The organism is Mesorhizobium sp. BHscii (assembly GCF_053848065.1).
In genome coordinates this window covers 39,061-50,567 of record NZ_JBSPKW010000006.1, presented here as the reverse complement: position 1 = coordinate 50,567, position 11,507 = coordinate 39,061, and the positions used below count along the sequence as shown (strand labels likewise).

The window sequence follows — 11,507 nt, the reverse complement described above, 5'->3', positions numbered from 1 at the left end:
TCACGCGCCGTAGTCGCGCATGGTCTGGCGGTTGGTCTTGACCGCGGCGGCCGGATCGGCGGCGGCGGTCTCGGATTCCTCTTCCAGCACCAGCCAACCGTTGAAATGTGGCGCGGCACCGGCGACATCGATCACAGCTTGGGTGTCGCAGACGCCCTTGCCGAGCATCGCCCATTTGCCGCCGGCATCGACGTCCTTCAGGTGGATGTAGCGGATGCGGTCCCGGTATGTGGTGAGCGTGTCGATCATGTCTTCATGGCCGCGCAAGATGTGGCCGGTGTCGGGGACCCAGCCGACGAGCGACGGATCGATCAGTGCGAAAATCCGGTCGTAGTCGGCACGGTCGAATAGCAGCGTGTTGTGGTGGGAACTGGGATGGACGGCGATGTCGACGCCGGCCTTGCGCCCGAGTTCGCCGGCCCTGTTGTAGACCTCGGCCGCGATGGCAAACTTGTCGTCACGAGGTCCTTCGGAAACCGAGGTAGCCGAGCCCATCGAGACGAGCGCGCCAGGAAATGCGGCGGCGAAATCGATCCAGCGCTGCGCCGTTTCGAGGTCGGCGCCGATATTGTCCTTCAGCGTAAAGCCGCTATTCGAGCCGAAAGCGAAGGAGACGAGCGTCAAGCCAGCCGACTCCAGCGCCATGGCGAATTCCGCCGGCCTGTCGGCATAGCGGCCGATCATCGTGTCGGTGATCTCTATGCCGGCATAACCACCGTCAGCGATCGCTTTAAGCAGATCGTCCGGACCGCCGGCAAAACCGCCTCCGAGCATTTCCCACGTAAAAGTCTGGCAGCCGACTTTCAGGTCTTTCACGTTCATCCTTTCATTCCTTGATGCCGCCCTGCGTCAGCCCTTCGATGATGTGCCGCTGGAAGAACAGCACCAGCACGATCAAAGGGACGGTGACGACGGCCGAAGCTGCGGCGATGTCGCCCCAGGGCACATAATAGAGGTTGGTGAAGTTGGCGATGCCGACGGGGATCGTCTGGCGATCGATGTTGGAGGTGAAGGCGAGGGCGAACAGGAATTCGTTCCATGCGGTGATGAAGGCGAGCAGGCCTGTGGTCACCAGGCTCGGCAGCGACATCGGCAGGATGATGTGCCAGAGCAGGCCGGGAACGCTGACGCCGTCCATGCGCGCCGCCTCATCGATCTCGCGCGGCAGCGTCTCGAAATAGCCGAACAGCACCCAGGTGACGAGCGGCAGCCCGAGCGCCAGGTAGGTGATGATCAGCGCCGTATAGGTGTCGAGCAGGCCGAGATTGGTCGCGACGAGATAGAGCGGCCCGACCAGCGCGATCTGCGGGAACATCGACACCGAAAGGATGACCATCAGGATGCCGAAGCGGCCCTTGACGTTGAGCCGCGACAGCGCGAAGGCGGCCAGCGATCCGACGAAGAGGCACAGGAATGTCGTGGCCAGCGAGACCACCAGCGAATTCCAGACATAGCGGTGCAGCTGCTTCTCGATGAAGGCGTTGTAGTAGTGCTCGAGCGTAAAAGGCGCGGGGATTAACGATGGCGAACCTGATGTCAGCGCCTTGTCGAGCTGGAACGATGTCGAGAACTGCCAGAGGAATGGGCCACCCGACCAGACAAGGATGAGCAAGGCGCCAAGATAGATGGCGATCGTCTGCAGCGGTGAACGCGCGTCGTTCATTGCGCCCTCCTGATCTGCCTGATGAGATAGAGGCAGAATACCAGTGCGATGATGCCTTCGGTGACGAACATCGCCGTCGAGACGGCGGAGCCATAGCCGAATTGCAGCGTCGAGAAGAGCACCTTGTAGGACAGCGTCGACAGCGTTTCGGTCGAATCGGCCGGGCCGCCGCCGGTCAGCACGTAAACGAGGTCGAAGACGCGAAAGGCGTCAAGCGCGCGGAACAGGCCGGCAATCAGCAATGTCGGCATCAGCAGCGGCAGACGGATGTACCAGAAGGTGGTCCAGCCTTTTGCGCCATCCATACGCGCCGCCTCGATCAGCGAATTGGGCACTGTCTGCAGCCCGGTCAAAAGCAATAGCGCCATAAACGGGGTGGTCTTCCAGACATCGGCGATGATGATGGTCATCATTGCCGTGTCGGGCGAGCCGTACCAGTTGATGTTCTGATCGATCAGCCCGGCATGCAGCAGGATATAGTTGATAATGCCGTTCTGGCCGTCGAACAGCCAGCCGAACATCTTGGAGGTGACGACGGTGGGCATCGCCCAAGGCACCAGCATGGCGGCGCGAACCAGGCCGCGGCCCTTGAAGGCCTCGCACAGGATGAGCGCCATGCCGAGCCCGATGACGGTCTCAAGTATCGTGGATGCCGTAGTGAACCACATCGTGTGCCACCAGGCATTCCAGAATTGGGCGTCACCCCATAGCTGCACATAGTTGGAGAAGCCCGAGAACTCGTTCTCCTGGGTGATCAGCGAGGTGTTGGTGAGCGAGAGATAAAGTCCGCTGATGATCGGGTAGAAGGAAACCGACGCCAGCGACACGAAAGCCGGTGTCAGCAGGAGCAAAGCCCACAATGAGACTGGAAGCGCCTTGCCAAACCGCCGCGGCCGGCCAATGCCAGCAACAGTGGCCGCCGCGGTCATGGTTCAGCCGACGATCTGGTCGATTTGCGTCGCCAGCGCGTCCATCTCGGCCTGGACGTTGCCTGAGACCAGCGCCTTGGAGATGCCCGACTGCAAGGCCAGCGTCACCTTCGCATATTCGGGCGTGATCGGCCGGGCGGTGGCGCCGGTGAACACTTTCTCGAGGCTCGCCATGAACGGCTGTTCGGTCTTGATCTTCTCGTCCTGGAACAGTGCCGGGCGCGTCGGCGCGAGCCCGAAGTTTAGGGCGATGCGATGCTGGGTTTCGGTCGACGAAAGCCAGGTCAGCAACTCGATCGCGGCTTCGCGCTGCTTCGAGTTGGCGTTGACGCCTAGTTGGTAGCCGCCGAGACAGGCCGAGCTCTTGCCGCCGGGGAAGGACGGCAGCGGTGCTACGCCGATTTTGTCCACCACCTGGGAGGCCTTGGCGTCCTGGGCGATCGGATAGACATAGGACCAGTTGCGCATGAACATCGCCTTGCCAGAGGTGAACGGTTGGCGCGATGGCTCCTCGTCCCAGGACAGGACGTCCTGCGGGCTGATCTTGCTCGTGGCGATGGTGCCGTGCAGGAACTGGATCGCGTCGACTGCGGCCTTCTGGTTGATCAGCGATGACTTGCCGTCAGGCGCCAGGATCGCGCCATTGTTGGAGGTGATGATCTCGACCGCGTCGCAGACCAGAACCTCGGCCTGCTTGCCCTGCCAGAGATAGCCGAAATCGACGTCGCCGGCCTTCTGCGCGGCGGCGGCGATGGTCGCCATGTCGGCCCAGTTTTCCGGCACTTTGCCGCCATGCTTTTCCAGCACGTCCTTGCGGTAATAGAACATACCCGAATCCATGAACCAGGGCAGGGCAGTCAGCTTGCCGTCGTAGGTGCAGGCATTGAGGGTCCCGGAGAAGTAGGCGCTGCGCTTGTCCGCCGGAAAGTACTCATCGAGCGGCAGCGCCCAGCCGGCGGCGGCAAAGCCGGCGATCCAGATCACGTCCTGGCTGAAGACGTCGGGCGTGCCGGTACGCCGGGCGAGCTGCTGGACGAGGCCTTGATAGACTTCCGTCGATGAGCTCGGCGGCGGCAGCTCGATGTTCTTGACCAGAACGCGGTCCTGCGATTCGTTGAAGGCCTTGATCAGGTCGCCGAAGGTCTCCTTGCCGAAGAAGGCGGCGCTGGCAAAGCTGATTTCGGCCCGCGACTGCGCGCGAGCCCGGCGAACGCCCAGCCCGGTGCCGAGGCCAAGTGTCGCCGCGCCGAGCAGCCCGGCGCTGCCGATGAGAAACTGCCGGCGGTCGGCGATCGTCACATGCGCCACAGGCTTCGAGCCGGAGACCGGCCCTTTTTTGATGTCAGTCATTTTCTCCTCCTTGCGCTGGCAGCCTCCCAGCCAGCATTTCCGCATGTTCCATAAAAATTTTACGCGCGTCAACATTTAAAATGCTGTAAAGCGGCTTTCGAATCTGATCCGTTGCTGGTGCATTGGTTCAGCCAGAGCGCTGCGACGTCGGGAGGTGGAGTGGAAAATGCCAGGAAAATCAGCAGCTAAGCTCGGCATTGGCGTTGTCGGGTGCGGCAACATCTCGATGACTTATTCACGCAATGCAGCTCTGTTCGGTGAGGTGGAGCTGCGCGCCTGTGCCGACATATCGCCCGACATGGCGGCGCTGCGTGCGAGCGAATACGACATCCGGGCTCTCAGCGTCGATGCGCTCCTGGCCGATCCCGAGATCGACCTCGTCCTCAACCTGACCATCCCGGCGGCGCACTTTGACATTTCGTTTTCGGCGCTTTCGGCGGGAAAGCACGTCTTCACCGAAAAACCGCTGGCGACCTCGGCCAGCGACGGCCGGCGCCTTGTCGCCGAGGCGGCGGAGCGCGGGCTGCTGCTGGGTTCGGCTCCGGATACTTTCCTCGGCGCCGCCGGACGGCGGGCACGCCGCCTCATGGATGAGGGCGCAATCGGCCGCGCGGTGACCGGCACCGCCTTCATGATGGGGCGCGGCATGGAGCACTGGCATCCCAATCCGCAATTCTATTATCAGCCGGGCGGCGGACCGGTCTTCGACATGGGGCCCTATTACCTGACGATGCTTGTTAATTTGCTCGGACCGGTGGCCAGCGTGATGGCGATGGCGACGCGAGGCCAGGAGGAGCGGCTGATCACTGCCGAAGGCCCCTATCGGAACACCAGCTTCAAGGTCGGCACACCGACCAACATCCTGTCGCTGCTGGAGTTCCGCTCAGGCGCCACCGTCACCTTCGGTGCCTCCTGGGATGTCTTCAGGCACTCTAACCATCCGATCGAGCTGCATGGGACCGAAGGCTCGCTCAGGCTGCCCGATCCGGACACGTTCGGCGGCACCGTCTCGCTGTCGGAACGTGGGGCCGACTGGGCCGACTTCCACAGTGAGAGCGAACTCTATGGCGCGCGCAACTGGCCCTATGCCGCGCCGGACCGAGCCAACTACCGAATGCTCGGCGTCGCCGACCTTTCGCGCGCACTGGCAACCGGAAGAAAGCCGCGTGCGTCCGGCGATCTTGCGCTGCATGTACTGGAGATTATGGAAGCGATTCTTGCTTCGGGAGCGAGCCGCGAGTCCGTCGCCGTCAACGCAACCGTCGATCAGCCGCAGCTCCTCCAGGAGGACGAAGCGGTTAGCCTGCTTGCCTGATATCGGAGCGCTTACGATGACGACATCGCTTTCGCCCTTGCTCGATCCGGAGGCCCGGCACGTGCTCGACCTCGACCGGCAGGCGGCTGCCCCGCCATTCGAAGCCGGCACGCCCGGAGAAGCGCGCCGCGCCTATAAGCAGGGCTTTCCGGCTCTCCAGGGCGAGCGCGAGCCGGTCGGCTCACTAACCGAGCGCACCATCACCGGACCCGGCGGCCCGTTGACGCTCAGGATCTATCGCGGACACGGCGTGAGCGGGGCCGCTGCCCCGGCGCTGCTCTATCTGCATGGCGGCGGCTGGGTGATCGGCAATCTCGACTCCCATGACGAGATTTGCCGGTGGTTTGCCAATATGGCGGCCTGCGTCGTCGTCTCTCCCGATTACCGGCTGGCGCCGGAACACAAATTTCCGGCGGCCATCGAAGATTGCCGCGCCGCACTTTCCTTCATGCAAGATGGCGCGGGCGATCTCGGCATCGACGCGAGAAGGATCGCTGTCGCCGGCGACAGCGCCGGCGGCAATCTCGCTACCGTGCTTTGCCTGCTTGCGCGCGGCGACAAGAACCCGCCGACTGCGCAACTGCTGTTCTATCCGAACACGGACGCCTCGCAGGCGGCGGAAAGCTATCGCCGCTTTGCCGACGGTTATGGCCTGACATCGGCGACCATGGCCTGGTTCCGCGACCACTATATCAACCATGCCGGCGATATCGACGACTGGCGCGTGTCGCCGCTCAAGGCCGCAAGCCTTGCCGGCGCAGCGCCGGCTTTTGTCGCAATCGCTGGTCATGACATTCTCGCCGACGAAGGCGAGGCCTATGCGAAGCGTCTGGAAGATGACGAGGTGCCGGTTGTCGTGCGGCGCTGGCCCGGCCAGATCCACGGCTTCGTCTCGATGGGCCGCCATGGTCCGGTGGCACGGCAAGCGGTTGGCGCGGCGGTTGCCGCATGGCGCGGCTTCGATCCTGTCTTTGGAAACGCTCAGGCCGACTGACGCATGACCAGCGTCGCGTCGAGACTGACCTTGGGGGAAACTGTCGCGTCGTCCTCGTCCAGCAAGGCCAGCAGCGTCTCCACGCTGCGTCCTGCCATCGAAGCGAAGTCCTGCGCCATGGTGGTGAGGGCAGGGCAGGTGTAGCGGCTCAGCGGATGGTCGTCATGGGCTGCGACCCGCAGGTCGCAATCGCCCCTGCGGCCGACCTTGCGGCCTTGCGAGTAGGCGGCGGCCATCACGCCGAAGGCGAGACGGTCGTTGGCGCACAGAATGGTCTTGCCCGGCAGGCCGCCACGGGCGAGCATCGCCTCCATCTGCTCGTAGCCGATCCGTTCGAAATCCCAGGTGTAGTCATCGGTATTGCCGATGATGGCAGGCTCATGCCCGAGCCGCTGCATGGCGCCGACATAGCTGTCCAGGCGTTCGCGCGAATTGTGGTTGACGTGCGGGATGTCGAAATAGACCGGGGCATCACCGGAACGACAGAGATAATCGACGATGGTCGAGACGCTCTGGCTGTTGTTGTTGCCGACGAACGGCGTGTCGCCCTCCAGATAGGTGTCGAAATAGACGATCGGTATGGTCTGCGTCAGCTTCTCCAGCGTGCGATGGTCGGAGCGCAGACCGAGCGGCGCGATCAGCGCGCCGGAAACTTTTAGCGAAAGAATGGTTCGCGTCGCTTCCACTTCGAGCTCGCGCGAGCCGTGCGAGGAGATCACGATCGGCCAGTAGCCTTCGTCGCGCAGCCTGAGTTCGATTCGGCTGACCATCTCGGAATAGAAGGGATCGGCGACCGTCGGCACCACAATGCCGATGCTGCGGGTCCGCTTGCGGTTCAGGTTGCGCGCAAAGAGATTGGGCTGGTAGTCGGACGAGCGCAGCGCCACCTCGATCCGCTGACGTGTCGCTGGCTTGACGCTGGTCGGATCGTCGAAATATTTCGACAATGTCGGCCTGGAGACGCCGCAAGAGCGAGCAAAATCCTCCATCGTCTTGTGCGTCATCGGCATTGATCCCTCGCGCCGTTCCTCAGCGCTGCCCGGTTCCCTACCTACTGTGCGCCAGCATGCAACCGCAAATCGAAACTTTACAGATAATTCCAGCAGTTTCCATGCGTAAATTTATTAATTGACGCGAAAAAGCACAAGCCGTATTCACTTCCAGTGGGCGAATTCGAAATTCGTATCACCCGGAAACTGCTCGCGCGGTTCATCCGAAGCGAGGCTGGGGCGAAACGCCGGGAGGGATTCCGCGAGATGAAGAAGCTGGTCAGTGCCGGCGAGATTCTGGTCGAGATCATGGCCGAGCGGATCGACCAGAGCTTTCTCGAGCCTGGTCCGCTGCTTGGGCCTTTCCCGTCCGGAGCGCCCGCCATCTTCATCGGCCAGGCGGCGGCGCTCGGCCAGCCGGCCGGTCTCATAGGCGCCGTTGGCGATGATGATTTCGGCAGGCTGAACATAGGCCGGCTGCGGGCGCTGGGCGCCGACGTGTCGGCGATCGCGGTTCACAAGGGCCATGCGACGGGCACGGCCTTCGTCGCCTACCGGGCCGATGCCAGCCGGCATTTTGTCTTCAACATCCGCAACAGCGCCTCCGGCCTGATCGAGACCGATGGGGCGGCAACAAAGCTGCTCGCCAGTGCCGATCACGTCCATGTCATGGGCTCATCCCTGTTTTCCGACCGCGCCATCAAGGTCGCGCTGTCGGCGATCGAGACCGTCAAGGCCGGGGGTGGAACCGTGTCCTTCGATCCGAACATTCGCCGGGAGATCATGCAGGCGTCCGGCATGCGCGCAGCGCTCGATCATGTGCTGGCGCGAGCCGACATCTTCCTGCCGAGCGGCGAGGAGCTCTTCCTGTTTTCATCGGCGAAGGACGAGAAGAGGGCTGTCGACGAATTGCTGGCCCGTGGCCTGTCCTGCATCGTCCTGAAGAAAGGCGCCGCCGGCGCCGCCTATCATGATCGCCATGGTGTGATCGCCTCGTCCGGCTTTGCCGTCGACGAGGTCGATCCGACCGGCGCGGGTGATTGTTTCGGTGCTGCTTTCGTCTCGTTCTGGCTGCGCGGGGCAGCTCCCGCAGAGGCTCTGCGAATCGCCAATGCCTGCGGTGCGCTCGCCGTCACCCGCAAGGGGCCGATGGAGGGCATTTTCCCGCTTGAAGCGGTCGAGGCCTTCATCGCCACAGGGAAAAGCGCGCAGTGAGTGCCGCGACGCGAAGGTTTGCGAACATTGCGGCCAGGCGCGCTGCAGGCGAGAGAAGCGGCATCGCCTCGGTCTGCTCGGCGCACCCGCTGGTCATCGAGGCCGCCCTGCGTCACGGTTTGGCGCGGCACGCGGATGTGCTGATCGAGGCCACCTGCAACCAGGTCAACCACGAGGGCGGCTACACCGGGATGACGCCCGCCGGCTTCCGCAGCTTCGTCGAGGCGCATGCGCAGAAAGCGGGCTTCCCAGTCGATCGCATGATCCTTGGCGGCGATCATCTCGGACCCAATCCCTGGAAGCACATGGCCGCGACCGACGCTATGAAGAAGGCGGGGGCGATGATCGATGCCTATGCGAGCGCCGGCTTCACCAAGATGCATCTGGATACGAGCATGGCCTGCGCCGATGATCCAGCCGTGCTTGCCGATGAGATCATCGCCGCACGCGCAGCCGAACTTGCGGCAATCGCCGAGGCGGCAGTGGAGCGGGCGGGCGGTGAAAAACCCGTCTACATCATCGGCACCGAAGTGCCGGTGCCCGGCGGTGCGCTGGAGGCACTCGACCATCTGCATGTGACGGCGCCCGACGATGCTTTGCGCACCGTGGAGATACACGCCCGAGCGTTTTCCCGCGCCGGCCTCGAAGTCGCTTTTGCCCGTGCGGTCGGCGTCGTCGTCCAGCCCGGCGTCGAATTCGGCAACACCGAGATCGTGCCCTATGCGCCGGCCAAGGCGACCGAACTGGTAGCTGTGCTCGACCGCATGCCGCAATTTGTGTTTGAAGCGCATTCGACTGACTACCAGCCGGCCGAAGCGCTCAACGCTCTCGTGCGCGACGGTTTTGCTATCCTCAAGGTCGGCCCCTGGCTGACCTTCGCGCTTCGCGAAGCGCTGTATGGGCTCAGCCATATCGCCGATGTGCTCGCGCCGGACCCTTCGCGCGAAAGCCTGCCTGCCGCGACGGAACGCTTCATGCTGGCGTCGCCGGGAAATTGGCAGAAATACTATCCGGGCACGCCGGAAGAGCAGCGCGTGCAGCGGCATTTCTCGTTCAGTGACCGCATCCGCTATTACTGGCCGACGCCGGCGGCGCAGCGTGCGACACAGACGCTGCTGGATGTGCTGAGCGAGAAGGACATTCCCCGGCCTCTGATCAGCCAATATCTGGGGCAGCTCGACGCTGAGGTTGCGGCGGGCCGGGTCAAGCCCCTCGCGCACGACCTTCTGATCGGCAGCATCACCCGAGTCCTCGATCTCTACGCGGACGCGACCGGACAGTAGGGATCCGCTGACGGAAAGTCGGCATCCCGCCCAAATTCGCTTCCTTCACGCCGATATTCGATGTCGTTTCGAAAAGGGCGCCCCCGCAATTTACAACTAACATGTTAGCGTGCTAAGACTGCCTGAACATCGAAATCTGGAGAGAATTGCAGTGGCTTCGCGCTTTGGTCTTTCGGTTGCCCTCACCACGCCTTTCGAGGCATCCGGGCAAATCGCCATCTCTCCAATGGTCGCGCAAGCCCGGACTTGCCTTGGCGCCGGCTGCAGCAGCGCAACGCTCTTCGGCACCACCGGGGAAGGCGCCTCGGTGGGCACGGGAGAGCGGCGGACTGTCACCGAGGCCATGCTGGCCGCCGGCATTCCGGCGCATCAACTGGTAGCCGGCGTGCTGGTCGATGCGGCCGAAGACGCCGCCGAACAGGCGCGACATGCCTTGCAGTGCGGTGTCCGCAACATCCTGCTGGCTCCGCCGAGCTACTTCAAAAATGTCGGCGAGGACGGGTTGTTCGGATGGTTTTCGGCCGTCTTCGCCGCGCTCGGCCCGCTGGCTCGCGGGGTCCTGCTTTACAACATCCCCTCTGTCACCATGGTGCCGCTCCCGCTCAGCCTGATCGGTCGGCTGCGTGCCGCCTTTCCCGGCGTGGTCGCCGGTGTCAAGGATTCGGGTGGCGACTGGAGCTACAGCGAGGCGCTGCTAAGAGCCCATGGCGACCTGGTGATCCTGATCGGCGACGAGCGGCACCTGGCCAGAAGCGTGCGCCAGGGCGGGCAGGGCGCCATCTCCGGCATGGCCAATTTCGTCACCGGCGAAATCCGCGCCATGGCAGAGGACGGGCGCGACGATGCTCGTGTCGAGAGGTTCGTGCTCGAACTGCTCAAATATCCGGTCATCCCGGCGGTGAAGGCCATGGTGGCGCGCAAAACCGGCGACGAGCGCTGGCTGGCGGTCCGTCCGCCGCTGGAGCCGATCGCTTCGCAAGGGCGGCAACAGCTTGCTGCCGCCTACGACAGGCTGTTTGCGACAGAGCCGGCCTGATTGGCAAAGGGAAGCGCTGAAATGGACGACAGCAGCGAACCGGCCACCCTAAGGGAAAAAGCCTATGCCAGCTTCACGCGGCATTTGCTGGCCCGCGATCTGCGACCGGGACAGTTCGTGTCGCAGCGTGAACTGGTTGCCTTTACCGGGCTGCCGCTTGGCGCCATCCGCGAGATCGTGCCGCGTCTCGAGGCCGAGGGGCTTTTGACGACCATCCCGCAGCGCGGCATGCAGATCGCCCATATCGACATCAACCTGATCCGCGAGGCCTTCCAATTTCGCCTGTTCATGGAGCGCGAAGCGGTGGCGCTGTTCACCGTCAACGCCTCCGACGCCGAGCTCGCCCGCCTGCGGCACGAGCATGAGGACATGCTGGCTCAAGCGCTGTCGCAGGCGCCGACGCCGGAAATGGAAGCCAGGGCCCAGAACATCGATTGGGCCATGCACGACACCTTCATCGATGCGCTGGGCAACGAGATCATCGCCAAGGCGTATCTGGTCAATTCGGTAAAGATCAGGCTAATCCACCAGGAGCGTTTCCGTATCGACGGGCGCGTCGTGCCGGTGATGCAGGAGCACCTGACGGTGATCGAAGCGCTCGAGAGCCGCGACCCGCAAAAGGCGGTCGAGGCGATCAGCCGGCATATCGACAACGCGCGCCGGTTGGCGCTCCAGATCTGAGGACGTATGGTTCGCGGCTGCCGCGACACTACCCACAACGACAGCAACCCAG

The 11,507-nt window shown here is 63.4% G+C and carries 11 protein-coding genes; 6 read left to right on the top strand and 5 right to left on the bottom strand.

Translation table 11 applies throughout. The features are described from left to right. Genes ACWTU7_RS11095 through ACWTU7_RS11080 form a run of 4 tightly spaced genes read right to left on the bottom strand, consistent with a single transcriptional unit; the run spans position 1 to position 3,942 of the window. Entirely contained in the window at positions 1-822 is an 822-nt protein-coding gene (locus tag ACWTU7_RS11095) for a sugar phosphate isomerase/epimerase family protein (RefSeq protein WP_455838673.1), read from the bottom strand. 4 nt (positions 823-826) lie between these two features. Continuing rightward, positions 827-1,663, bottom strand: coding sequence for a carbohydrate ABC transporter permease (locus tag ACWTU7_RS11090; protein ID WP_029348679.1), 837 nt, complete (start codon positions 1,661-1,663; stop codon positions 827-829). Further along, entirely contained in the window at positions 1,660-2,592 is a 933-nt protein-coding gene (locus tag ACWTU7_RS11085) for a carbohydrate ABC transporter permease (protein WP_455838674.1), read from the bottom strand. The genes ACWTU7_RS11090 and ACWTU7_RS11085 overlap by 4 nt, the downstream gene beginning before the upstream one ends. 3 nt (positions 2,593-2,595) lie before the next feature. Then, positions 2,596-3,942, bottom strand: a complete 1,347-nt coding sequence (locus ACWTU7_RS11080; RefSeq protein WP_287338515.1) for an ABC transporter substrate-binding protein — start codon at positions 3,940-3,942, stop codon at positions 2,596-2,598. A gap of 166 nt (positions 3,943-4,108) precedes the next feature. On the opposite strand from ACWTU7_RS11080, the gene ACWTU7_RS11075 reads away from it, so the two are divergent. Both ACWTU7_RS11075 and ACWTU7_RS11070 read left to right on the top strand, forming a co-directional pair. Then, entirely contained in the window at positions 4,109-5,257 is a 1,149-nt protein-coding gene (locus ACWTU7_RS11075; RefSeq protein ID WP_455838675.1) for a Gfo/Idh/MocA family protein, read from the top strand. Positions 5,258-5,273: 16 nt separating this feature from the next. Beyond that, on the top strand, positions 5,274-6,251 hold the full coding sequence (locus tag ACWTU7_RS11070) for an alpha/beta hydrolase (RefSeq protein WP_455838676.1): 978 nt from the start codon (positions 5,274-5,276) through the stop codon (positions 6,249-6,251). On the opposite strand, the gene ACWTU7_RS11065 is transcribed toward ACWTU7_RS11070, so the two are convergent. Next, the gene (locus ACWTU7_RS11065) at positions 6,239-7,261 is read right to left on the bottom strand and encodes a LacI family DNA-binding transcriptional regulator (protein ID WP_029348675.1); all 1,023 of its coding nucleotides are present in this window, start codon (positions 7,259-7,261) and stop codon (positions 6,239-6,241) included. The genes ACWTU7_RS11070 and ACWTU7_RS11065 overlap by 13 nt on opposite strands. A 246-nt stretch (positions 7,262-7,507) precedes the next feature. Between ACWTU7_RS11065 and ACWTU7_RS11060 the strand changes: the two genes are divergently transcribed. The 4 genes from ACWTU7_RS11060 to ACWTU7_RS11045 all read left to right on the top strand — a co-directional run bounded on the left by ACWTU7_RS11060 (position 7,508) and on the right by ACWTU7_RS11045 (position 11,455). After that, positions 7,508-8,455 (top strand): sugar kinase, encoded by a 948-nt coding sequence (locus ACWTU7_RS11060; RefSeq protein WP_455838677.1) that lies wholly within the window; start codon positions 7,508-7,510, stop codon positions 8,453-8,455. Continuing rightward, complete coding sequence (locus ACWTU7_RS11055) at positions 8,452-9,738, top strand: D-tagatose-bisphosphate aldolase, class II, non-catalytic subunit (RefSeq protein ID WP_455838678.1); 1,287 nt, start codon at positions 8,452-8,454, stop codon at positions 9,736-9,738. The genes ACWTU7_RS11060 and ACWTU7_RS11055 overlap by 4 nt, the downstream gene beginning before the upstream one ends. Before the next feature lie 151 nt (positions 9,739-9,889). After that, the gene (locus ACWTU7_RS11050; RefSeq protein ID WP_455838679.1) at positions 9,890-10,774 is read left to right on the top strand and encodes a dihydrodipicolinate synthase family protein; all 885 of its coding nucleotides are present in this window, start codon (positions 9,890-9,892) and stop codon (positions 10,772-10,774) included. Positions 10,775-10,795: 21 nt separating this feature from the next. Further along, entirely contained in the window at positions 10,796-11,455 is a 660-nt protein-coding gene (locus tag ACWTU7_RS11045; RefSeq protein WP_029348671.1) for a GntR family transcriptional regulator, read from the top strand. Positions 11,456-11,507 lie beyond the last annotated feature (52 nt).

What these genes read in the sequence shown, in the direction of transcription:
- ACWTU7_RS11095 (WP_455838673.1), bottom strand. Translation starts at nt 822, where the DNA reads ATGAACGTGAAAGACCTGAAAGTCGGCTGCCAGACTTTTACGTGGGAA.
- ACWTU7_RS11090 (WP_029348679.1), bottom strand. Translation starts at nt 1,663, where the DNA reads ATGAACGACGCGCGTTCACCGCTGCAGACGATCGCCATCTATCTTGGC.
- ACWTU7_RS11085 (WP_455838674.1), bottom strand. Translation starts at nt 2,592, where the DNA reads ATGACCGCGGCGGCCACTGTTGCTGGCATTGGCCGGCCGCGGCGGTTT.
- ACWTU7_RS11080 (WP_287338515.1), bottom strand. Translation starts at nt 3,942, where the DNA reads ATGACTGACATCAAAAAAGGGCCGGTCTCCGGCTCGAAGCCTGTGGCG.
- ACWTU7_RS11075 (WP_455838675.1), top strand. Translation starts at nt 4,109, where the DNA reads ATGCCAGGAAAATCAGCAGCTAAGCTCGGCATTGGCGTTGTCGGGTGC.
- ACWTU7_RS11070 (WP_455838676.1), top strand. Translation starts at nt 5,274, where the DNA reads ATGACGACATCGCTTTCGCCCTTGCTCGATCCGGAGGCCCGGCACGTG.
- ACWTU7_RS11065 (WP_029348675.1), bottom strand. Translation starts at nt 7,261, where the DNA reads ATGCCGATGACGCACAAGACGATGGAGGATTTTGCTCGCTCTTGCGGC.
- ACWTU7_RS11060 (WP_455838677.1), top strand. Translation starts at nt 7,508, where the DNA reads ATGAAGAAGCTGGTCAGTGCCGGCGAGATTCTGGTCGAGATCATGGCC.
- ACWTU7_RS11045 (WP_029348671.1), top strand. Translation starts at nt 10,796, where the DNA reads ATGGACGACAGCAGCGAACCGGCCACCCTAAGGGAAAAAGCCTATGCC.